Genomic DNA, 22,091 nt, shown 5'->3' with positions numbered 1-22,091 from the left:
GGCATGCTCGCGCGGTGCTGGCCGCAGCGAAGGCGTTCCGCGCCGACGCGGCAGGGGTGCGCGAGGAACCGGATCGGCTGCTCGCGCTCGCCGCGGCCAAGTACCAGGCGGTCCGGGACTCGCTGGTGGCCGACCAGATCCGCGCCATGCCGCTGGAGAAGCTCCGTGACACGAAGGCGAACCTGCGGCTGAGCAAGCTGAAGGCCGCCGGGTACCGGACTGTCGCCGACGTCGCCAGGGCGCGCCCGGAACAGCTCGACGGCGTGCCGGGAGTCGGCAGGCAGTCCGCTGAGCAGATCGTGCGGGTCGCCCGCGCTGTCGTCGAGGGCGTTGCGCGAGACACGACTGTGCGGCTGAACCCCGACCGCGCTGACCGCGCCCAGACCGAGCTGTTGCAGCTGATGTCCAAGCTGCGCAGGGCGAACCAGCTCGTCGGTCCGCTGTACGAGCCGCTCGGAGACGTGCTGGGCAGGGTCGACGCCGACGTGCGCGCCGCCTCCCGTGCCTGGAGCCGGCTGCGGATGTTCTTCTCGTTGCGGAAGAACCGGCAGGCCGCCATCGACGCGCTCGGCCGGCTCGAGGCCCTGCTGGCCAGTCGCGACGTGGCGGCGTTGCGCGCGGTGGGCACGCAGTTGCGCGTGCCGGACCTGGACCACCGCGCGCTGTGGCGCGACTACGAGCTCGACGCGGCCGCCTACAACACGCTCCTCGCCGATGTCGCCGGCGCGGACGCGATGCCGGATCGCAGTGCCGCCAAGGGGTTCGTCCCGGCCGACATCGAGCACGAGGTCGACGCGACCACACTGGACACCAGCCTGCTGAAGGTGTCGCTGCGCGGCTACCAGGTGTTCGGGGCCAAGTTCGCGCTGGCCCGCAAGCGCGTCATCATCGGTGACGAGATGGGACTGGGCAAGACGATCGAGGCCATCGCGGTGATGGCCAGCCTCGCCGCCGGTGGGCGGCGCGGGTTCCTGGTGGTCTGCCCGGCGAGCGTCGTCGTCAACTGGGTCAACGAGATCGCCAGGCACAGCGACCTCGTGCCGCACCGGATGCACGGCGCGGGCCGCGACGGCGCGGTCGGCGAATGGCTGGCACAGGGCGGTGTCGGCGTGACGACGTTCGGCACGTTGCCGAAACTGGTGCTGCCGAAGAGGTTCCGCCCGACGCTGGTAGTCGTCGACGAGGCGCACTACGTGAAGAACCCGGAGACGCAACGCTCACAGGCGGTCAACACGATCGTGCAGCGCGCGGAACGGGCAGTGCTCCTCACCGGCACGCCGATGGAGAACCGCGTCGAGGAGTTCCGCAACCTGGTCGCCTATCTCCAGCCGGGCGTCGCGGCCCGCACGGGCGCCGTCGACGCCGTGGTGGGAGCAAAGGCTTTCCGCCGCGTGGTCGCACCGGTGTACCTGCGGCGCAACCAGGAGGACGTGCTGGGGGAGCTGCCGGAGCTGCTGGAGATGGAGGACTGGGTCGAGTTCGGCAAGCAGGACCGAGGTGCGTACCGCGAAGCGGTGCGCGAGGGCAACCTGATGGCGATGCGCCGCGCCGCCTACGCGCCGGGCACGCCACGCGGTTCGGCAAAGCTGGAGCGGCTGCTGGAGATCATCGAGGAGTCGCGGGACAACGGCTGGAAGGTCGTGGTGTTCTCGTACTTCCACGACGTGCTGGACGTCGTCGCGGACCACGTCGAAGTCTTCGGCCCCCTGACCGGCGCGACGTCGGCGCAGGGCCGTCAGCAAATGGTGGACGCGTTCACCGCGTGCGAGGACCACGCGGTGCTGGTGGCCCAGATCGAGGCGGGCGGCGTGGGCCTCAACATCCAGGCCGCGTCCGTGGTGATCATCGCCGAGCCGCAGTGGAAGCCGAGCACGGAGGACCAGGCGATCGCCCGTTGTCACCGCATGGGCCAGGTTCGCAAGGTCCACGTGCACCGGTTGCTGGTCAAGGACAGCGTGGACGCGCGGGTGCAGGAGATCCGCGACCACAAGACCCTGCTGTTCGACCACTACGCGCGCGAAAGCGACACGAAGCACTCGCACGCGAGCGCACTGGACTCAGCGGTGTCGGTGGAGCAGCGGGTGGTGCAGGCCGAGCAGCAGCGCCTCGGTCTCTAAGCTGGCGATCATGACGAAGCGCCAGTGGGTCGCTGACGATCTTCCCGACCTGACCGGGCGCACCGTCGTGGTGACCGGTGCGGCCAGCGGGGTGGGCCGCGGCACGGCGACCGCCTTCGCCGCGGCTGGGGCGCGCACGGTGCTCGCGGTGCGCGACGTCGCCGCCGGCGAGCGCGCCGCGGCCGCCATGTCCGGCAAGACGGAGGTCCGTGAACTGGACCTGGCCGACCTGGCGTCGGTGCGCGCGTTCGCCGAGGGCTGGCAGGGTGAACTCGACGTCCTGGTCAACAACGCCGGGGTGGCGATGACCCCGTTCGGTCGCACGGCGGACGGGTTCGAGCTGCAGTTCGGCACCAACCACCTCGGCCACTTCGCGCTGACCAACCTGCTGCTGCCCTCGATCACCGACCGCGTGGTGACCGTGGCCTCCGGCGCGCACAAGGCGGGCGTGCTCGATCTCGACGACCTCGACTTCGCCCGCTCCGGCTACACCCCGGTGAAGGCATATGGCCGGTCGAAGCTGGCGAATCTGCTGTTCACCCTGGAACTGGAGCGGCGCTGCCGTGAGGCCGGGTCGCCTGTGCGCGCGTTGTCCGCGCATCCCGGCTACTCGGCGACCAACCTGGGTACCAAGGGCCGCAACCCGTACCTGGTGAAGATCGTGCACGTGGTCGGGCGTTACCTCGCGCAGACCGAGACGCAGGGCGCGCTGCCGTCGTTGTACGCGGCGACCCAGGACCTGCCGGGCGCGAGCTACGTCGGCCCGGACGGACGGTTCGAGATGCACGGCCATCCCACGCTGGTCGGCCGGTCGGCGGCGGCCAGTGACCCGGTGCTGGCGAGGCGGCTGTGGGAGGCGTCGGAGCGGCTCACCGGGGTGATCTTCCCGAATGGGACGTGAGGACGAACGGCATCTTCCGAATGGCGCATTCTGGACGTAGGGTGCGGCCGCTGGGGGACCGCCCTACTCCCGGAGGCAAGCCATGCGGAGTCAACGAAGACAACGCATTTCCCTGCTCAGCGTGACCGCGCTGGTACTCAGCGGGTTCACCGCGGGGCTCGCGACCGCCCATCCCGACCACGGAGGCGGCCGCGAGGACTTTCCCGGCGAAGGTGTCGCCGACGGAATCTACAAGCAGCACAACGGCGACGAGGGCCATCTCCCGCCGGTGAACCGCAACGTCACGCTCGTCGGCAAGGGCGAGGTCACCAACCCGTCCGGCGACGGCAACACCGGCCGCGTCGCGGACGTCACCGCGTTCGGCGACTACGCCTACCTGACCGCGTTCCGGGAACCGACGTGCGAGCAGACCGGCGTGCACGTCATGGACATCTCCGACCCGGCGCACCCGGCCGAGGTCACCAGCGCGTTCATCCCGACCAGCGACGGCTCCTACGCCGGCGAGGGCATCCAGGTCTTGCGCATCGACAACGCCTTCTTCCAGGGCGACCTGCTCGCCCACCAGAACGAGACCTGCCCCGGCGAGACACCGCCTGCCCCCAACCTCGGCGGCATCTCGCTCTGGGACGTCACCGATCCGCGCAACCCCGAGCCGGTATCGCTGCACACCGGCGACTTCACCGCCCCCGACGGCACGCTCGAAGCGTCGCCGAACCAGACGCACAGCATGCGCATGTGGACGAACAGCTTCGACAAGCGCACCTACGTCGTCCTCGTCGACGACGAGGAACTGACCGACGTGGACATCATGGACATCACCGACCCGTACCACCCGGTGATGGTCAACGACAGCCTCGATCTCTTCGAGCTGTTCGGCGTCGACCAGGCGGCACCGAACAACCTGACGGCCGTCTTCAGCCACGACATGATGATCACGAAGGTCGGCCAGCGCTACGTGATGAACATGAACTACTGGGACGGCGGCTACGTCCTGCTCGACGTGACCGACCCGCGGCCGGGCAAGGTCACGTTGATCGCGGAGAGCGACTACGCGCTGCTGGACGAGGAACGACTGGCCCGCGGCCACCAGATCTCGCCCGAGGGCAACGCACACCAGTCCGAGCTCTCACCGAACAGGAAGTTCCTCCTCGGCACCGATGAGGACTTCAACCCGTTCCGGGCCACCGCCACGATCGACTCGGGTCCGTACGCGGGCGACACCTACACCGCCACGCAGGCCGTCGAAACCCCGCCCATCGACGAGAACACCACGATCAGCGGACCCGTGACGTTCGTCGGTGACGCCTGCAACCCGGCCGCGGTCCCAGCGGGAACGGGAACCGCACTGGTCGAGCGCGGCACCTGCACGTTCCAGTTCAAGCTCGACACCATCACGACCAAGGGCTACACGGCCGGCATCGTGTTCCAGAACCATCGGGACGACTGCCTCGACGGCCTGACCATGCTCGCGGCCGGCACCATCCCGTACGTGTTCGTCAACCGCACCACCGGCCTGAAACTGCTCGGCGTCGCCGGTGTCACCGACGCCACCGCCTGCACGACGGTGACGCCGGGGGCAGCTCCTGTCGTGGTCTCCACGACGATCCAGGCCGTGTTCGACGGCTGGGGCTACGTCCGGCTGTTCGGCGTGAACATCCCGAACCAGGCCGGCAAGACGGGCTCGATCGGCCAGATCGACACCTACTCCATCCCGGAGGCACAGGACCCCGCGTACGCCCGCGGGTTCGGTGACCTGTCGGTGCACGAGGTGGCGATGGACCCGGACGACAGCAAGATCGCCTACATCTCGTACTACGCCGGCGGATTCCGCGTGGTCGAGTACGGCCCGGGTGGAATCCAGGAGGTCGGCGCCTTCATCGACCAAGGAGGCAACAACTTCTGGGGCGTCGAGGTGTGGAAGGACGAGAACGGCCAGAAGTACGTGCTCGGCAGTGACCGCGACTTCGGCCTCTACGTGTTCCGCTACAACGGATAACCGCTGGTTCCTGACTGTGGCCGGCCCTCTTCGACACATCTGGCCGAAGGGGGCCGAACCACGTCCGGACCGCTAATACGCAGGCCGAGCCCGTGCATTCACTTTCTGTAGCCATGCGCTCACCAGCGGAGATGTGAGCATGAACACTCGCCCGTGACGTTCTCGTGTTCATTTCGTAATGTTGCGCGCCGTGTGACCATGCCCTGTCCCCAACGCAAGGTGCTCCCGAATGCCGGGCCGACATAGAACGCAGCAGACAGCCAGCCGGAAGCTGCCCATCGCAGTCGCCGCCACTCTCACCGCGGGCCTGGTAGCGACCTTCTGGGTCGTCCGAGCTTCCGACCAGCCGGTCGACCCGACCGGAGCGGCAGCCAACCTGGCCGCCTCGTCAACCCCTGTCAGCCAAGAACTGCCGTCTGCCACGTCATCGACCACCACGGCCCCGTCCTCGCAACCTCCTGCGACCACGACGCCGCCACCGGTGACCACGACACCACCCCAGACCACCACGCCACCCCCTCCGCCGCCCTGTCCAACCACCCTGGACGGAGTCAAACCGCACGCGGCGCAGGTAGGCCACCACGTCGCGGGCAAGTTCGACGTCAACGACATCGGCGGCGCAGCCGGCCGTGGCGGCTCCGGCGACCATCCCCTGGGTCTGGCCCTGGACTTCATGGTCAACACCGCCACCGGCAACGCCCTGGCCGACTACGTGCTGGCCAACCGCAAGGCGTTCGGCGTCACCTACGTGATCTGGCGCCAGCGCATCAACGACGGCAGCGGCTGGAAGGCGATGGAGGACCGCGGTAGCCCCACGGCCAACCACATGGACCACGTGCACGTGTCGTTCCAGGCGAACGCGACCGTCAAGGTCACCTGCTGAGGTCGTCGCCCTGCGAGGCCGACTCGGACTGCGCTCCACCCTCTGCCGCCGCATGGGCGTCGTTGTGTGCGCGCGGTTCGCCGCGTGCCTAAGAGGTCGAATACGGCTCTGAGCGCTCGATCGACTGCATGACCGAAGGCCTGTGGTTCCGGTCCCGTTCGGTGTGTTCCTCCGCCATTTGGTCGGCCAGCTGTTCCTGACGCTCCTCACCGCGGTAACTCGCGAGAACCCTCATGGTGATCGCGTGCGCCAGTGCCAGGAGGAGCAGCACGATGCCGAGTTTGGTGACGAGCTGCTGCAGCTGGCCGTCGACCGGCACGTCGACAGTGGAGATCAGTGCGACGAGTCCGAGGACGATCAGCACGAACAGCGTGGTGGTCAGCCAGCTGGCGGCGATGCTCGTGCCGCGGTTGGCGAGGTAGTGGCGCCCGCTGATGGTGATGATCGCGGCGTCGGCGATGACCAGCAGCGTGCTGATGGTCAGGAAGGCGATGTAGCTGTCGGTGTCCATGTCAGCTCCGGTTCAGGAGACGGGTGAGGGCGGAGCCGGTGATCGCCGCCATCGTGGCCGCCATCACCAGGCCTCCTAGTGCCCCGATCAGGGCGATCAGCGCCACCGGCTGGCCGGGTTGCCAGAGGGGTGTGGTGAACGCCGTGAACACGACCAGGCCGGCTGCCCACGCCACCGCGTTGGCTCCCACCCACAGGTGCGCCCCGGCGACGTGGTGGCGCAGCACCAGCCACTGACCTGTGCCCAGTGACAGCAGGACGCCGGTGCCGGCGACCGACACGAGCGCCAGCAGTGCGGGGAATGGCAGGGTGCCGAGCAGTTGGCTGTGGTCCACGGCGAGCAGAGTGACCGCCCAGGCGAAACCGGCGGCCAGCGCGGTGACGCCGATCCAGCGAGGTGCGCTGAGGGAGGGGAACGTGCGGCGCAGGACGAGACACTGCGCCGCACCGAGGATCGCGCCCTCCGCTGTGCCGGCGAAGACCAGCATCGGTGCCGACGACGTCAGCGCGCCGGTGAGCGCCGGGGCGAGGAAGCCGAGGAACTCCCCGGCGGTCACCCAGGCGAACCAGGTCTTCCAGACCTCGCGTGTCGTCAGCGTTGTGCTCATGCCTCAACGTTGCGCTATCGGCGGCGCCGGGCGCAGGGACGAAGGTCCTCAGGTCGAGAGTGCTCCTTGCCGTGGTGGACAGGGACATGTCGGCACAGAGTGGTGGTATGACGCGCATCGTGATCGCAGGAGGTGGCCTCAGCGGGCTGAGTCTCGCGGCGCACCTCGCGGTGATGGACCACCGGCACCCGGTGATCGTGGTCGATGACGGGCGCAATCCGTTGAGCGCCAAGGCTTGGGCGTCGTGGAGCGATCGGCCCGGACTGCTGGACGCGGCTGCCTGCCGGTGGTTCGACCGGATCCGGGTGCACGTGAACGGCACCACGAAGGTGTTGCGGCTCGGCCGCTACCGGTATCGGGTGGTGCGGGGCGACGACCTCGCCTCCGTGGTGCGGAGGATCACCGATCCGTTGCGGCACTTCACGTTCCACGAAGGTCACGTGGACCGGGTCGAGGACGACGGCGTGGTTGTGGACGGACAGCACCTGCGGGCCCGGTGGGTCTTCGACAGTGTGATCGGGCCGGCGCAGGAGCGGCCGGCGGACGCACTCCTGTCGTTCCGGGGATGGCGTGTGCGGGCCGAGCGGGCGGCTTTCGACGCGGAGATTCCCACGCTGTTCGACTTCCGGACGTCGCAGGCCCGCGCGGCGAGCTTCGTGTACGTGCTGCCGGACGACGCCCACCACGCACTCGTGGAGCACACCTCGTTCACGGCGCCGGACGCGACGACTGATCAAGCAGCGCAACGAGAAGCTCTTGCCGAGTACCTGGCGGACATCGGCCCCTACGAGATCGAATGCGAGGAGCACGCGGTGCTTCCGTTGCGCGCCGGGCAAACCCCGCGCAGGAATGGCAACGTGCTCACGATCGGTGCCAAGGGCGGACTGCTCAAGGCGTCCACCGGATTCGGCTACCAGCGCGTCCAGCGGGACAGCGCCGCCGTCGCGGAGTCGTTGCACGAGTACGGACACCCGTTCGCGTTGCCGGCGGAGTCAGCGCGGTTCCGGTTGTTCGACGGTGTGTTGCTGGACGTCGTGACGCGGGAACCTGCCCAGCTGGAACGTGCGTTCGGCGCGTTGTTCCGTTATCGCACCGCGGAACCGGCCCTGCGGTTCCTCGACGAGGCCACGACGCCGCCGCAGGAGTGGCGGCTGTTCGCCGGGATGCCGGCGGCGACCTATCTGGCCGCCGCACGGCACCGGCTGGTCAGCTCCTGATCTCCCGGCGTTCGAACGCCGCCGCCGCGCCCACGACGAGCAAACCGGTGAGCACCACCAGTCCGGCGAGTCCCAGCCAGTTCGGATCGCCGGTCAGAGCTTCGTTCACCCCGGCGTGGTGGAACGGGGACAGCACGCGCCACGGCCGCAACCCTTCAGCGAGCGCGGACAGGGCGTCCAGGAGATAGGCGAACAGGGCCAGGCCCACGGCCACCCCGATCGCCAGGCCACGCCGTCCGGTCAGCGCGCCGATGAGCAAGGCGGTCGCACCGAACGGCAGCGCCACCACCGCGCTCGCCAGCACCGCGGCCAGCAGGTCCTGCCACGGCACTCCCAGGCCCGCGACGCCACTGCCGACCACGAGCACGACGGCGAACGCGGCGGTGACGATCGCGACCGCGGCGAGCACGGCGGCGGCCTTGTCCAGCACGAGCCTGGTGCGGGAGAGCGGATTGGCCAGCAGCAGGTCCATCGTGTGTTCCTGCTCCTCGGCCGCGGTGGCCCTGGCGGCCTGACCGATCGTGATGCCGAGGAGCACCAGCGGTGCGAGGAAACCGAACACCTCGCCCTGCAGGTACCCGACACCGCTCGCGAGGGACTGCTGGACGTTGAACAACGCCTTGAACGCCTCCGGGTAGGAGTCGAGCAGCTTCTCGAACTCCCCGGCCGCGTCGCGGACGGCGGGGTAGACCGCGAGCTGCAGCAGCACGCTCGCCACGAGCGCGACACCCCAGCCGATGATGCCGGACCGGTTGTCGCGCAGGGACTTCGTCATCAACTCAGTCGTCATCGCCGCGCTCCTCGGTGTAGTGCACGAAGATGTCCTCCAGGTCGGGCTCGTGGCTCGTCACGTTGACCAGCGGGAACCGGGCGGCTGTCCGCACGAGCTCGCCGACGGCGCCGGTGACGCGGCACCGCACCTCCTGGCCGTTCGCCTGCGCCGACTGCACGCCGGGGATCCCGCTGAACGTCGCCGCCGCGACCTCCTCGGCGAAGGTGAACGTCAGCTCCCGCAACGCGTTCGCCTTCAGCGACGCGACGGTGTCCTCGACGACGAGGCTGCCGGCGAGCAGGATGCCGACGCGGTCGGCCACGTGCTCCACTTCGGACAGCACGTGCGAGGAGAACAACGCCGTGCCGCCGCCGTCGATGTACTCGCGCAGGTACGCGTGGAACTCCCGTTGCGCGAGCGGGTCGAGGCCCGACGCGGGTTCGTCGAGGATCACCAGGTCGGGCCGGTGTGCGAACGCCTGCACGAGACCGAGCTTCTGCCGGTTGCCCTTGGAGAGCTCGCCCGTGCGGCGGTCCAGGTCCAGGTCGAGGCGTTTGGCGAGGGTGGTCGCCTCGCCGAGGTCCGCGTGGTCCCGCAGGGCCCCGCAGAAGCGCAGGTAGTCGGCGCCGGTGAGCCGGTCGTAGAGCACGAGTTCGCCTGGCAGGTAACCGATCCTGCCGCGCAGCCGGGGCGACATCGGCTCGCCGAACAGCGTGATGCTGCCGCGCGTCGGCCTGATGACGTCGATGAGCAGGCGCAGCGTGGTGGTCTTGCCCGCCCCGTTCGGGCCGAGCAGCCCGTAGACCTCACCTTGCCGCACTTCCAGGTTCAGGTCGCGCAAGGCGGTGGTCTTGCCGTAGCGCTTGGCGAGCTGACGTGTGCTGATGACGTTCATCGCAGGCCCCCTGTCTCGGCGGAGTGCTTGACGGTCCGCAGGACGGCGCGGCTGATGATCCCGACGAACGGCGTGCTGATCCGCCAGTAGCGGCGGAAGTTGAGCCACGCGTGCGGATCCGTGAGCACGACCCGCATCTCCGCGGTCACGAGTGAGCGCCGCTGGCCGTACGGGAGCACCGAGATCGAGCAGACGACCTTGGCGTAGCCGGGTTCGGCGAAGTCCATGAAGTCGCGTGCCTCTTCCACGGGCACCCACCTGACGATCGGCTGCCAGACCTTGCCGATCGCGCCGAAGACGATCTCCTGGCCGGGTTGCTCGCCCAGCAGAACCCAGTCCGAGCCCGCGGCCAGGTCGTTGATGGTCAGACGCGTGCGCTGCCGGGGTGTCCGGCGGTGTCGCTCACGCCACGTCTCGGGCAGCTCGCGCAGCCGCACCGCGGCGGTGACCAGGAAGCCGTGCAGGTCGGTCAGGTCGAGGTCGTGCACCGCCTGGAACGCCGAGGTGGGATCGGCGGCCACGACCACGTGGTCGGTGCGGCCGAACTCAAACCGAGGTGCGAACTGGTCGGCGAGGAGCGGGGACGGAAGGGGCGCCACGGCGTTCCTCCTGTACGGGTCGGTGCACCACGAGAACGGGGCACGGGGCGTGGTGGAGCGCGGCCCTGGTCACCGACCCGCAGGCGCGGGTCTCACCAGGTCCGACGACGAGCAGGTCGCTGTCGGTGCAGCGGCTGATGGCCTCGTGCGGTTGCCGGCGCACGAGAACGGCGGTGTGCGGGAACCCGCCGAGCGACGCGGCCGAGCGGGCGAGGACCCAGCTGTGGTCCTCGTCGAGGTCTTCGCGCAGGACGGGCAACGGTGCGGCGTGCAGCACGCGCAGCGCGGCGCCACGCCGCAGAGCGAAGTCCGCGGCGGCGGCGAGCACGAGGGCATCGTCCGGACCACCGCTGACGAGTGCGGTGACGCGGCCGTGTTCGCCGCGCAGGGCGGCGGCCGTGCCGCGCACGACGACCGTGTCGCAGAACGTCGCGCACACCGCGGGAAGGACGTGCCTGCCGAGCCCGAGCGGGGAGCCGCTGCGGCCCTGGTAGCCCAGGACCACGAGCTGGGCGTGGAAGTGGTCCTGCAGCCGATGGGTCTCCACCTCGGCGTCGACCAGCTCGGCGTGCGCACGCGCCCAGCGCGCGGCCTCCTCGTCCCACGGGGAGCCGTCTGCGATCACCACGACAGGTTCCATGCCTCCACGGTCGCCTGGCCCCTTCTCCTGGCACAGAGTGCAAAGCAGGGCGCTGAACCGGGACGAAGGTCCCGATACCGCAGGGTCACGTGCCGCTGGGTGCGACGCCGCGAAGAAAGCACCGTGTGTTCGGTGAGCACGAGGAGGCAGACGATGAGCACCCTGACGTTCCTCGGTGGCGCGGGCACGGTCACCGGCAGCAAGTACCTGTTCGACACCGGTGGCTCGCAGGTGCTGGTGGACTGCGGGTTGTTCCAGGGGCTCGCACCGCTGCGGCGGCGGAACTGGAAGCAGCCCCCGCTCGACCTCGACCGGCTGGACGCGGTCGTGCTCACCCACGCCCACCTCGACCACTGCGGCTACCTGCCGGTGCTCGTGCGGCACGGCTGGCGCGGACCTGTGTTCACGACCGAGGGCACCGCGGACCTGGCCGCGATCGTGCTGGCCGACAGCGCGCACCTGATGGTGGAAGAGGCGCGCCAGGCCAACGAGGCGGGCTGGTCCAAGCACCGGCCCGCGCTGCCGCTGTACGACGCGGACGACGCCGAACGCGCCATCCGGTTGTTCCGGCCGATCGACTTCAACGCGGTCCGCGCCATCGCCGACGGAGTCGACCTCGAGTTCGGCCGCGCCGGGCACATCCTCGGATCGGCGTGGGCCCACCTGACGATGGGCGATCGCAGCGTGGTCGTGAGCGGTGACCTGGGCAGACCCGCACACAGGGTGCTGCTGCCGCCGCAACCGAGACCGGCGTGCGACGCGTTGCTGGTCGAGTCGACCTACGGCGACCGCGGGCACGACGACGCCGCGGCGACCGCGCTGTTCGCGGACACGATCCGCCGCACGGCCGCGCGGGGTGGCAGCGTGCTGATCCCCGCGTTCGCGGTGGACCGGACCGAGGTGATCCTGATCGAGCTGGCCAAGCTGGTGCGCGCGGGCGAGATCCCCGACCTGCCGGTGTTCGTCGACAGCCCGATGGCGCTCGCGTCGCTGCGGGTCTACCGCGAGGCGGTCGCGAAGAGCTGGCCGGAGATCCGTCCCGAACTGATGCACGGTGAGGACGCCTTCGACCCCGGACACCTCGCGGAGCTGCACACCGCGACCCAGTCGATGCAGGCCAACGACCCGAAGAAGCCGTCCATCATCATCTCGGCCTCCGGCATGGCCACCGGCGGGCGGGTGCTGCACCACCTGAAGTCGATGCTGCCCAACAACCGGCACACGATCGTCGTCGTCGGCTACGCGGCGGTCGGCACGCGGTCACGTCAGCTGGTCGGCGGCGCCCGCGAGATCAAGATCCACGGCCGGTACGTGCCGGTGAAGGCCGAGGTCCAGGTGCTGGACGCGTTCAGCGCCCACGCCGACGCGGACGAGCTGCTGGCGTGGGCGGCCACCGAACCCCCTCCGGCCACCACCTACGTGGTGCACGGTGAACCGGAGGGCGCCGAGACGCTGGCCGAACGCCTGGAGACCGAGCACGGCTGGACCGCCGTGGTTCCGCGCGACGGCGAACGGGTGCTGGTGTGAGTGCTCAGGTCGTCGAGGTGGAAGGCTCCAGCAACAGCTCGGCGACGGAGCGCCGTGGCGTCGAGGGAACGGGGGAGCTGAAGCCGATCCGCAGCACGGTCTGGGGAGCCAGCGTTCCGCCGAGCTCGCGGCGCAGCTCCTCGCGCACGCCGGGCACCTCGATCGGCTGGGAGAGGAACGACGCGGACAGCCCGAGCGTGGTCGCGGTGAGCAGCACCCGCTGCATCGCCTGACCGGCCTGGAGCTCACCGAGCGGACCGTTGTAGTGCGAGCACACGACGACGACCAGGGGGTTGGACTCGTAGTCCTTGCCCGGCAGGCGGTCGTGGTCCGCGCCGGGGTGGAAGTCGCGGAACGCCCACTCGTCCTGCGTCGCCGGGCGGACACCGGCGGAGGCGGGTGGGACACCGTCACTCGCGCCCGGCCGGTGGCCGGTGAAGGAGCGCAGCTCGGCCTGGACCTCCGGATCGGCCAGCTGGATCTGGTGGGCGCGCCGGACGAAGTGCTTCATCCTGGCGACTTCCTCGCGGGTGGCGACGATGTGCAGCCACGAGCGTTCCAGCTCGGCGGCCCGCACCAGCGCGTGGCGCTGACGTCCGTCCACTCCGGACTCGAAGAACGGCCGGCGGTTGGTGCGGCGGGCGGGAACGGCACGCAGCAACGCGCGCATCTCGTCATCCGGGCGCACCGTCCCACCCCGACGAACCGTTGCCAGCGCGCCGGGTGCGGCCTGTCCAGGCAGGAGGGTGACCAGCGGGCGCACCCCGAGTCCCTGCAACGCCACCCGGAGGTTGAACAGGGCGGCCCCGCAGGACAGCCGCAGTTCACGTGCGTCGGGATCGGTCGCGACGAGCCTGCGCTCCATGTCCGCGTGCAGTTCGATGCGGTCCGGCAGCAGCCGGAACCGCCACGGCTGGGAGTTGTGCACCGACGGCGCGAGCGACGCGGACTCGAGCACCGTCCGCACCTGGTCCGGATCCAACCCCAGCGCCGAGGTCACCTCGGTCATCGATTTCACCTCAATGTCGTGCCGGTCGATCGTGATGCGATCCACCTTCACCATCGGGGGAGCAGTACCCCACAGCCGAAGGTCCCAACCTGACCGGGACTGCTTGGCGCCGCAACGACCTGTGGGGCAGAGTGTGATCCATGAGTGGTTCAGCAGAGAGCCGGGCGCGCAGCCTGCTCGGTGGATTGCGCCTCGACGAACTGCTCGACGAGATGCGCGATCGGCTGTCCGAGATCGGCTCCACCCGGGACAAGATGCAGGGACTGCTCGACGCGGTCCTCGCGGTCGGCGCCGGGCTGGAGCTCGACTCGACCCTGCAGCGGATCGTGCAGGCGGCTGTTGAACTGGTCGGTGCGCGCTACGGCGCGCTGGGAGTGCTCGGGCAGAGGGACAACCTCTCCCAGTTCGTCTACGTCGGGATCGACCCCGAGACCCGGTCGAAGATGGGCCATTTGCCCGAGGGCAAGGGATTGCTCGGGTTGCTCATCAAGGAGCCGAGGGCGATCAGGTTGCACGACATCGCGGAACACAAGGCGTCGGTGGGCTTCCCGGCGAACCACCCGCCGATGCACAGCTTCCTCGGTGTGCCCGTGCGGGTGCGCGACGAGGTGTTCGGCAACCTCTACATGACCGAGAAGAAGGACGACGGCGACTTCACCGCGGACGACGAGGTGGTGCTGGAGGCGTTGGCGGCGGCGGCCGGTGTGGCGGTCGAGAACGCGCGCCTGTTCGAACGGTCGCGGATGCGCGAACGGTGGCTCGAGGCGACCGCGGAGATCAACTCGCAGCTGCTGGGCGGTGCGTCGGCCGACGACGCCCTGCACCTGATCGCCCAGCGCTCGGTGGAGCTGACCGCGGGCTCCAGCTCGATGGTGCTGCTGACCGAAGGGCCCGAACAGCTGCGAGCCGCCGCCCAGGCCGGCGTGGCGCTGGTGGACGGTGTGCTCGACCCGCGGGGCACCCTGCTGGGCGAGGTGCTGCAGACGGCGGCACCCGCGCTTGCGGAGGAGGCCGAAGGACTGTTCGGCTCCGACGGAACCGAAGTGGGTGCCTGCGTGATCGTGCCGATGCGCGTCGGTTCTGCGGTCGCAGGTCTGTTGGTGTGCGTGCGGGAGAAGGGCGCCGCGCCGTTCAACGCCGATCTCATGCCGTTGCTGGCCTCGCTGGCCGACCAGGCGGTGGTGGCGCTGGAGTTCGCCGAGAACCAGAAGGCGCGCCGTCAGGTCGACGTGCTGGCCGACCGCGACCGCATCGCCCGCGACCTGCACGACCACGTGATCCAGCGGCTCTTCGCCACCGGGATGAGCCTGCAGGGCTCGCTGACCTGGGTGAACCACCCCGAGGCCCGCAAGCGGGTGCAGAAGGCCGTGAACCAGCTCGACCAGACCGTCCTGGAGATCCGGACGTCGATCTTCGACCTGCAGGCCGACATGGGCGACACGGGTCTGCGCCGCCGGTTGCTGGACATCGTCGCCGAACTGACCGAGGGTGCTGAGCTGACACCCGCCGTGCGGATGAGCGGCACGATCGACAACCTCGTGCCCGACCACATCGGCGAGCACGCCGAGGCCGTGGTCCGCGAGCTGGTCAGCAACTCGCTGCGGCACGCCCGCGCCACCGACCTCACGCTCACCGTCGAGGCAGGTGACGCGCTGGTCATCACGATGGTGGACAACGGTGTCGGCATGCCTCCGCACGTCGCGCGCAGCGGCCTGCGCAACCTGGAGCAGCGCGCGGCGGGATACGGCGGCACGTGCGCCGTCGCGGACGAACCCGGTGGCGGCACACGGGTGACCTGGCAGGTCCCTCTGGACTAGCCGTCCTCGCGCGGCTCAGGCGGCGCGGTGAGCTTGGACGCGAGCACCGCGGCTTGAGTGCGGCGCTCCAGGCCGAGCTTCGCGAGCAGGTGGGACACGTAGTTCTTGACGGTCTTCTCGGCCAGGAACATCTTGTCCGCGATCTGCCGGTTGGTCAGGCCCTCGCCGATCAGGTCGAGCACCGTGCGCTCCTGCTCGGTGAGCGAGCGCACGGGGTCGCCCTGCTCCCGTTCGCGGCGGATCCGGTTCAGCAACGCCGCCGTCGACCGCGCGTCCAGCAGGGACTGCCCGGCCGCGACCGTCTTCACCGCGTTGGTGAGGTCGCTGCCCACGATGCGCTTGAGCACGAACCCCGCCGCGCCCGCCATGATCGCGTCGAACAACGCCTCGTCGTCGGTGAAGGACGTGAGCATCAGGCACTTGAGGTCGGGCAGCCGGGACATCAGCTCACGGCACAGCTCGATGCCGTTGCCGTCGGGAAGCCGCACGTCGAGCACGGCCACGTCCGGCGCCACCGCGGGGATCCTGGTGAGCGCCTCGGTGACCGAGGACGCCTCACCGACGACCTCGAGGTCCTCGGAGGCGCTGAGCAGTTCCCTGATCCCGACACGGACCACCTCGTGGTCATCCACCAGGAACACACGCGAGACCACCGCTAACCACCTTTCGTCCGCTGACAACACAATGGACGATCCTCCAGCCGGACGCACCCACACAGGGTCCAAAGACTCTGATCAACGAGTGCTCAGGGTCTTGCGCACGCGGTCGAACTCGTCGGTGTCGATCTCGCCCCTGGCCAGCCGTTCTTCCAGAACACGCAGCGCGGAGCCGTTCCGCCCGCCCTCGTTGACCTTGCGGAGCACCAGGACTCCGACCACGACCAGCGTGCCCCAGAACAAGATCATGCCGAGCGCCATCATGACGATCCCGCCCCACCCCATCGGGGTGCCTCCGTAGTACCACATCACGTCAGCCTCACTCGTTCCGCCGGGTTGACGCCGTCGATGTCGTTCGCGGCCGCGTCGAGCAGCTTGTGCGCGAGGTCGGCCAGCGCACGGGAGGCGGCGAGCTCGTCGCCGATCTCCGGGATGTCGCGGTCCGCGGGGTTGAGCCTGGCCGTGCCGACACCGACCAGGTGGGTCGGGTCCTGCGTGTGCAGCCGGGCCTCGGCCCTGGTCCGGCCCTCGTGCTCGTCGATGAGGAGCTCGACGCTCCACTTCTTGGCGGTGCTCATGAATCCTCCTCGTCCGGGGGTTCCAGGTTGCGGCGTCGTGGGTGGGCGGGCGCAGAGTCCAAGGGCCCGTGCCGGGCGTGCCGGTCCGCCCTGTTGGCGGGCAGACGGCGGGCGGGATCGTCGAGGCATGAGCTGGAATCCGGCAGAGGCAGCGGAAATCGTTGAGGCGGCGCGGAAAGCGCCGGTGTACAGCGGGACCAGGCCGTGGGTGCTGGAGCTGCACGGCAGATCGGTCTACCTGTACGAGGTGGCGCACAAGTCGTTGCACGACCCGTTGGGCATGGATCGGCTGCTGTCCTGCGGAGCCGCCCTGGAGCACATCGTGCTCGCGATCAGGGTCGCGGGCTGGCACGCGAAGGTCGTGTTCCCCTCCGACCACGCGAACCCGGACCTGATCGCGGTCGTCAAGGCCGACCGCCGGCAACCTCCGGCCGCGGAGGAACTCGCGCAGCACCAGGCGATCCGGCTGCCCGGCGGCACCGGCGACGGCGACGCGCGCGACCTGGTGGCGGCGAACCGCTGGGCAGGTACCGAACTGCACCGCGTCGCCGAGGACACGCTGGTCGTCGTGACGGTGGGGGACGGGCGTCCGGACCACGTGAGGGGCGGGGCGGCGCTGGAAGGTGCGGTCCTGGCGGCCCGTTCGGCGGGGGTGCGGGTGCGGCCGGTGGTCCACCTCATGCACCGCCAGCAGTGGCGGGCCGGCCTGATCGAGCAGTACGGGCTGGCGGGCTTCCCGCAGGCCCTTCTGCACGTGGGTGCCAAGGACCCGGACGGGGCGGGACCAACGACCGCGTCCTCGGGCGCGGCGCGTTCCTAGCGTCGAAGGCGGAAGGGAGAACGCCATGCGCGCTCGCGACATCATGACCAGCCCGGCGATCACGGTGAAACCGGAGGTACCCGTGCGCGGGGCCGCGGCGTTGCTCGTGTCGCACGGCTTCACCGCGCTACCGGTCGTCGACGACGACAAGAGGCTGATCGGCATCCTGACCGAGGCGGACCTGCTGCGCAACGGATACGGCGACGAGGCGGGCAGCTCCCGTGTGGGTGAGGTGATGACCACGCCCGCGGTGGCCATGGACGGCGACGCCCAGGCATCGGTGCTGGCGCGCGCGATGGTCGACGACCGCGTCCGCTGTTTCCCGATCGTGGACGGTTCGGAGGTGGTGGGCGTCGTGACGCGGCGGGACCTGGTCCGCGCGCTGGCCAGGACCGACACGACCGTCGCGGCGGAAGTCCAGCGCGTGCTCGACATCTACGGCGGTGGCAGTCGCAAGTGGACGGTCGTCGTGCGGGACGGCGAGGCGACGATCGGGGCCGAGAACGCCGATGAGGAGACCAGGAACGTTCTCGTCGCACTCGCGAAGTCGATTCACGGCGTGCTGCGCGTGCGCGTGCTGACAGGAGGAAAGTGATGAAGGGACCCGCCGCTCCGGTCGTGGTCGGTGTCGACGGCTCGTCCTCGGCCCTGGCCGCGGTGAGGTGGGCCGCCGCCGAGTGCGCCCGCCACCACGCCCCGCTGAGGCTGGTGCACGGGTACTCGCTGCCGACCCGCGGATACCCCGAGATGGTGATGACGGGCAACGAGATCCGGCACGCGATCGAGGAGCAGGCCGACGCCTGGCTCACCGAGGCCGCCGCTGCCGCCCGTGGCGTCGCACCGGACGTCGAGGTGACCACCGAGAGGTCCTGCGAGTACGGCACGACCCTGCTGATCGCCGAGTCGCGCGATGCTCGGCTGATGGTGGTCGGCTCCCAGGGACTCGGCAACGTCACGGGTCTGCTGGTCGGTTCGACCGCGCTCGCTCTGGCGTCCCACGGCAAGTGCCCGCTGGTCGTCGTGCGTGGCACCGAGGTGCCGGGCGGACCGGTCGTGGTCGGTGTCGACGGGTCTCCGACGAGCGAGGCGGCACTGGCGTTCGCCTTCGAGACGGCGTCGGTGCGCGGTGCGCCGCTGACCGCGTTGATGTGCTGGCAGGACTTCATGGTGGAGAGCGCGTACACCGCCTCGCGGTTCACCGTGGACTGGGGGCAGGTCGAGCAGGACGAGCGCCGGGTGCTGGCCGAGCGACTCGCCGGGTGGCAGGAGAAGTACCCGGACGTGGCGGTCAACCGGGTTGTCCTGCGTGATCGGCCCGTGCGCGCGTTGATGCGGTACGGGGCCGAGGCCCAGCTCGTGGTCGTGGGCAGCCACGGGCACGGTGGGTTCGCCGGCATGCTGCTCGGCTCGACGAGCCAGGCGCTCGTGTACAACGCGCCGTGCCCGTTGGCGATCGTGCGGCCGGCCGACTGACCGGAACTCGATGAAGGGAACCTTCTTCCACCTGGCGTGGTGGAGGAAGGTTCCCTTCATCGACGCGTGCGGACCGCTGGCAGGGACCAACGTCACGAGGGCGGCGAGCCGATCCGCACTGCTGCCGCGCACGCGCGAGGCGAACCCTCGATCGCAAGAAGCCGAGCGGAAGGCGGGAAGTCATGAAGGCGAAGGCAGGTGACTGGCTGGTCGTCAAAGGTCCCGTGGTGGACCACGGCGGACGGCGCGGGCAGATCGTGCGGCTGCGGCACGAGGACGGCAGTCCGCCGTACGTGGTGCGATGGCTGGACACCGACCATGAGGCGCTGGTGTTCCCCGGCCCGGACGCGCACGTGGTCACGGCCGAAGACGAGGCCGCGCGCCTCCACGCGGGCTGAGCCGTGGACACCGCTGTCGCGCTCGGCCACCTCGCGACGGCGCTCGCGATCGGGCTGTTGCTGGGGGTGGAGCGCGAGCACGACAACGCGAAGGATTCCACCAGGCCTGCGGGGTCGCGGACGTTTCCGCTGATCGCGGTGGCCGGCGCGGTGAGCGCCGCGGTGTCACCGGTCGCGCTCGGTGTCGCGCTGGCAGCGGTGGGCGCTCTGGTCATCGCCTGGTACCTGCGCACCACCGAACCCGGTGCGACGACGGAGATCGCCGCCATCGCGACGTTCCTGCTCGGCGCGCTCGCGTGGTCGCGCCCGGAGCTCGCGGTCCCGGTGGGAGTGGCGGCCGCGGCGTTGCTGGCGGCGAAACGGCCGTTGCACCGGTTCGCGCGCAAGGTGGTGAGCGATCAGGACGTGCGTGACGCGATGATGCTGTTCGTCGTCGCGTTCGTCGTGCTGCCGTTGCTGCCCAACCGGCCGCTCGGCCCCTATGGGGTGCTGAACCCCGCACGGGTGTGGTGGCTGGTCATCGCGGTCACGGTCATCGGCTGGGCCGGCTACGTCGCGGCGAGGGCCTTCGGCGAGCGCTGGGGGCTGCTGGTCACGGGGTTCGCCGGCGGTTTCGTGTCCGGTTCGGCGACAACGGCCGTGATGGCGCGGAAGTACCGGGTCGTTGGTGCGGCTGTGTTTCCCGGAGCGGTGGCGGTGAACCTCGCGACGCTCACACAGATCCTCGCGGTGACCGCGATCGCGAGTCCACCGGCCGCCCTGAGCCTGCTGCCCCCGATCGGCGCGGGCTTGGTGGTGCTGCTGGCCGAGGTCGCGTGGCTGGTGTGGCGCACGAAGCCGGCCGACGTGGGGAACGGCGAGCCCGTGGGGAACGGCGAGCCCGTGGGGAACGACGGGCCCGTGGGGAACGACGGGCCCGTGGGGAACGACGGGCCCGTGGGGAACGACGGGCCCGTGGGGAACGACGGGCCCGTGGGGAACGACGGGCCCGTGGGGAACGACGGGCCCGTGGGGAACGACGGGCCCGTGGGGAACGACGGGCCCGTGGGGAACGACGGGCCCGTGGGGAACGACGGGCCCGTGGGGAACGACGGGCCCGTGGGGAACGACGGGCCCGTGGGGAACGACGGGCCCGTGGGGAACGACGGGCCCGTGGGGAACGACGGGCCCGTGGGGAACGACGGGCCCGTGGGGAACGACGGGCCCGTGGGGAACGACGGGCCCGTGGGGAACGACGGGCCCGTGGGGAACGACGGGCCCGTGGGGAACGACGGGCCCGTGGGGAACGACGGGCCCGTGGGGAACGACGGGCCCGTGGGGAACGACGGGCCCGTGGGGAACGACGGGCCCGTGGGGAACGACGGGCCCGTGGGGAACGACGGGCCCGTGGGGAACGACGGGCCCGTGGGGAACGACGGGCCCGTGGGGAACGACGGGCCCGTGGGGAACGACGGGCCCGTGGGGAACGACGGGCCCGTGGGGAACGACGGGCCCGTGGGGAACGACGGGCCCGTGGGGAACGACGGGCCCGTGGGGAACGACGGGCCCGTGGGGAACGACGGGCCCGTGGGGAACGACGGGCCCGTGGGGAACGACGGGCCCGTGGGGAACGACGGGCCCGTGGGGAACGACGGGCCCGTGGGGAACGACGGGCCCGTGGGGAACGACGGGCCCGTGGGGAACGACGGGCCCGTGGGGAACGACGGGCCCGTGGGGAACGACGAGCCCGTGGGGAGCAGGCCCATGTCGCTCAAGGCGGCGCTGTCGCTGGCGGCGATCCTGGTGCTGTTCCTCGTGGCCACCCGTGCGGCGGCGGAATGGCTCGGTGGCGGGGGAGTGGTGGCCGCCGGCGCGATCGGTGGCCTAGCGGACGCGCACGCCGCGGCGATCGCGGCCGCTTCGCTTGCGCCGCAGTCGATTCCGGTGCACACCGCGGTGCTCGCGTGCGGCGCCGCGCTGGCCACGAACACCGTCGTGAAGCTGGTTCTCGCCACCGTGACGGGCGGGCCGCGGTTCGCGCTGCGGCTCGGCGCGTGGCTTGTCCCCGCCGTCGCCGCGGTGGCACTCGGGATGGCGTGGTAGCCCAGGTCGAAGGTCCCGAACGCCAGAGGACCCCGGACACTCACCGCCCGCGGCGCTGACCGCGAGGCTGAAGTGCATGAGCGAGAAGGATTCCCGGCCCGTCGTGGTCGGCGTGGACGGATCCCCGGCCGCACGGGAAGCCCTGCGGTGGGCGGTGGAGGACGCCCGGCGGCGTGGCTGCCGGGTCGAAGCGGTCTCCGCGTGGCACATGGACTACGGCATGATCGTCGGCCCGATGCCCGCCGAGATCGGTGTGCAGCTCACGCCGGAGAGCAGGCGGGCCGCCCAGCAGGCCGTGCTGGACGGCGCGGTGGAGGGGTTCGCGGACGTCGAGATCCTGCGGGTGCTCGTCGAGGGCGATCCGAGGACCGTGCTCGTCAAGGCGTCCGAGGACGCGCAGTTGCTGGTCGTGGGCAGTCGCGGGCACGGGCCGATCGTCGAGGCGATCCTCGGCTCGGTCAGCTCGTACTGCGTGCACCACGCCGCGTGCCCGGTGGTCGTGATCCGCGCGCCCAAGGCCGAAGCCGAGACCGAGCCCGCGCAAGCCCGGCAAGCCGTGCCGCTCACCCCCGGCCCCCTGCTCTGACCGTTCG

At 70.4% G+C, this 22,091-nt stretch carries 23 protein-coding genes; 13 read left to right on the top strand and 10 right to left on the bottom strand.

Annotation, left to right across the window (positions count from 1 at the left end; all coding sequences use genetic code 11):
- The first annotated feature begins 14 nt into the window (after positions 1–14).
- The 4 genes from LFM09_RS36495 to LFM09_RS36480 all read left to right on the top strand — a co-directional run bounded on the left by LFM09_RS36495 (position 15) and on the right by LFM09_RS36480 (position 5,897).
- On the top strand, positions 15–2,117 hold the full coding sequence (locus LFM09_RS36495; RefSeq protein WP_414101165.1) for a DEAD/DEAH box helicase: 2,103 nt from the start codon (positions 15–17) through the stop codon (positions 2,115–2,117).
- A 10-nt stretch (positions 2,118–2,127) separates the two neighbouring features.
- Positions 2,128–3,018, top strand: a complete 891-nt coding sequence (locus tag LFM09_RS36490; RefSeq protein ID WP_414101164.1) for an oxidoreductase — start codon at positions 2,128–2,130, stop codon at positions 3,016–3,018.
- A 121-nt stretch (positions 3,019–3,139) separates the two neighbouring features.
- Positions 3,140–5,014: a PA domain-containing protein gene (locus LFM09_RS36485; RefSeq protein ID WP_414101163.1), complete on the top strand. Its 1,875-nt coding sequence runs from the start codon at positions 3,140–3,142 to the stop codon at positions 5,012–5,014.
- 481 nt (positions 5,015–5,495) lie between these two features.
- Complete coding sequence (locus LFM09_RS36480; RefSeq protein WP_414101162.1) at positions 5,496–5,897, top strand: hypothetical protein; 402 nt, start codon at positions 5,496–5,498, stop codon at positions 5,895–5,897.
- A gap of 88 nt (positions 5,898–5,985) precedes the next feature.
- On the opposite strand, the gene LFM09_RS36475 is transcribed toward LFM09_RS36480, so the two are convergent.
- Both LFM09_RS36475 and LFM09_RS36470 read right to left on the bottom strand, forming a co-directional pair.
- Positions 5,986–6,408, bottom strand: a complete 423-nt coding sequence (locus LFM09_RS36475) for a hypothetical protein (RefSeq protein WP_414101161.1) — start codon at positions 6,406–6,408, stop codon at positions 5,986–5,988.
- A gap of 1 nt (position 6,409) precedes the next feature.
- The gene (locus LFM09_RS36470) at positions 6,410–7,015 is read right to left on the bottom strand and encodes a hypothetical protein (protein ID WP_414101160.1); all 606 of its coding nucleotides are present in this window, start codon (positions 7,013–7,015) and stop codon (positions 6,410–6,412) included.
- Positions 7,016–7,122: 107 nt separating this feature from the next.
- Here LFM09_RS36470 and LFM09_RS36465 point away from each other — a divergent pair, with 107 nt between their 5' ends.
- A complete protein-coding gene (locus LFM09_RS36465; protein ID WP_414101159.1) occupies positions 7,123–8,232 on the top strand; it encodes a lycopene cyclase family protein in 1,110 nt (369 codons plus the stop codon).
- Here the strand turns inward: LFM09_RS36465 and LFM09_RS36460 are convergent.
- From LFM09_RS36460 to LFM09_RS36445, 4 genes are read right to left on the bottom strand one after another with little or no spacing between them, the layout of a single operon-like run.
- Positions 8,222–9,022, bottom strand: coding sequence for an ABC transporter permease subunit (locus tag LFM09_RS36460; RefSeq protein ID WP_414101158.1), 801 nt, complete (start codon positions 9,020–9,022; stop codon positions 8,222–8,224). The genes LFM09_RS36465 and LFM09_RS36460 overlap by 11 nt on opposite strands.
- Entirely contained in the window at positions 9,012–9,899 is an 888-nt protein-coding gene (locus LFM09_RS36455) for an ABC transporter ATP-binding protein (RefSeq protein WP_414101157.1), read from the bottom strand. Before LFM09_RS36455 ends, LFM09_RS36460 begins: the two co-directional genes overlap by 11 nt.
- On the bottom strand, positions 9,896–10,498 hold the full coding sequence (locus LFM09_RS36450) for a hypothetical protein (RefSeq protein ID WP_414101156.1): 603 nt from the start codon (positions 10,496–10,498) through the stop codon (positions 9,896–9,898). Before LFM09_RS36450 ends, LFM09_RS36455 begins: the two co-directional genes overlap by 4 nt.
- The gene (locus LFM09_RS36445; RefSeq protein WP_414101155.1) at positions 10,446–11,138 is read right to left on the bottom strand and encodes a universal stress protein; all 693 of its coding nucleotides are present in this window, start codon (positions 11,136–11,138) and stop codon (positions 10,446–10,448) included. Before LFM09_RS36445 ends, LFM09_RS36450 begins: the two co-directional genes overlap by 53 nt.
- Before the next feature lie 153 nt (positions 11,139–11,291).
- Between LFM09_RS36445 and LFM09_RS36440 the strand changes: the two genes are divergently transcribed.
- On the top strand, positions 11,292–12,665 hold the full coding sequence (locus LFM09_RS36440; RefSeq protein ID WP_414101154.1) for an MBL fold metallo-hydrolase RNA specificity domain-containing protein: 1,374 nt from the start codon (positions 11,292–11,294) through the stop codon (positions 12,663–12,665).
- Positions 12,666–12,669: 4 nt separating this feature from the next.
- On the opposite strand, the gene LFM09_RS36435 is transcribed toward LFM09_RS36440, so the two are convergent.
- Positions 12,670–13,674 (bottom strand): Acg family FMN-binding oxidoreductase, encoded by a 1,005-nt coding sequence (locus tag LFM09_RS36435; protein ID WP_414101153.1) that lies wholly within the window; start codon positions 13,672–13,674, stop codon positions 12,670–12,672.
- Between the two features lie 140 nt (positions 13,675–13,814).
- On the opposite strand from LFM09_RS36435, the gene LFM09_RS36430 reads away from it, so the two are divergent.
- Complete coding sequence (locus LFM09_RS36430) at positions 13,815–15,491, top strand: GAF domain-containing sensor histidine kinase (RefSeq protein ID WP_414101152.1); 1,677 nt, start codon at positions 13,815–13,817, stop codon at positions 15,489–15,491.
- Here LFM09_RS36430 and LFM09_RS36425 read toward each other — a convergent pair.
- The 3 genes from LFM09_RS36425 to LFM09_RS36415 all read right to left on the bottom strand — a co-directional run bounded on the left by LFM09_RS36425 (position 15,488) and on the right by LFM09_RS36415 (position 16,725).
- Positions 15,488–16,144: a response regulator gene (locus tag LFM09_RS36425; protein ID WP_414101151.1), complete on the bottom strand. Its 657-nt coding sequence runs from the start codon at positions 16,142–16,144 to the stop codon at positions 15,488–15,490. The genes LFM09_RS36430 and LFM09_RS36425 overlap by 4 nt on opposite strands.
- Positions 16,145–16,225: 81 nt before the next feature.
- Entirely contained in the window at positions 16,226–16,456 is a 231-nt protein-coding gene (locus LFM09_RS36420; protein WP_414101150.1) for an SHOCT domain-containing protein, read from the bottom strand.
- Positions 16,456–16,725, bottom strand: a complete 270-nt coding sequence (locus tag LFM09_RS36415; RefSeq protein WP_414101149.1) for a DUF1876 domain-containing protein — start codon at positions 16,723–16,725, stop codon at positions 16,456–16,458. The genes LFM09_RS36420 and LFM09_RS36415 overlap by 1 nt, the downstream gene beginning before the upstream one ends.
- Positions 16,726–16,852: 127 nt before the next feature.
- Between LFM09_RS36415 and LFM09_RS36410 the strand changes: the two genes are divergently transcribed.
- The 6 genes from LFM09_RS36410 to LFM09_RS36385 all read left to right on the top strand — a co-directional run bounded on the left by LFM09_RS36410 (position 16,853) and on the right by LFM09_RS36385 (position 22,084).
- The gene (locus LFM09_RS36410; protein ID WP_414101148.1) at positions 16,853–17,545 is read left to right on the top strand and encodes a hypothetical protein; all 693 of its coding nucleotides are present in this window, start codon (positions 16,853–16,855) and stop codon (positions 17,543–17,545) included.
- 25 nt (positions 17,546–17,570) lie between these two features.
- Positions 17,571–18,140, top strand: coding sequence for an HPP family protein (locus LFM09_RS36405; protein WP_414101147.1), 570 nt, complete (start codon positions 17,571–17,573; stop codon positions 18,138–18,140).
- Positions 18,140–19,018: a universal stress protein gene (locus tag LFM09_RS36400; RefSeq protein ID WP_414101146.1), complete on the top strand. Its 879-nt coding sequence runs from the start codon at positions 18,140–18,142 to the stop codon at positions 19,016–19,018. Before LFM09_RS36405 ends, LFM09_RS36400 begins: the two co-directional genes overlap by 1 nt.
- 182 nt (positions 19,019–19,200) lie before the next feature.
- On the top strand, positions 19,201–19,416 hold the full coding sequence (locus LFM09_RS36395; protein WP_414101145.1) for a DUF1918 domain-containing protein: 216 nt from the start codon (positions 19,201–19,203) through the stop codon (positions 19,414–19,416).
- A gap of 3 nt (positions 19,417–19,419) precedes the next feature.
- Positions 19,420–21,498 (top strand): DUF4010 domain-containing protein, encoded by a 2,079-nt coding sequence (locus LFM09_RS36390; protein WP_414101144.1) that lies wholly within the window; start codon positions 19,420–19,422, stop codon positions 21,496–21,498.
- Positions 21,499–21,574: 76 nt separating this feature from the next.
- Positions 21,575–22,084 carry a universal stress protein gene (locus LFM09_RS36385; RefSeq protein WP_414101143.1) on the top strand — a complete coding sequence of 170 codons (510 nt, stop codon included), beginning with the start codon at positions 21,575–21,577 and terminating at the stop codon, positions 22,082–22,084.
- The last annotated feature ends 7 nt before the right edge of the window (positions 22,085–22,091 follow it).

Origin of the sequence: Lentzea alba (assembly GCF_047445655.1) — a bacterium.
Taxonomy (GTDB): Bacteria; Actinomycetota; Actinomycetes; order Mycobacteriales; family Pseudonocardiaceae; genus Lentzea; species Lentzea alba_A.
This window is presented reverse-complemented; position numbering and strand designations above follow the sequence as displayed.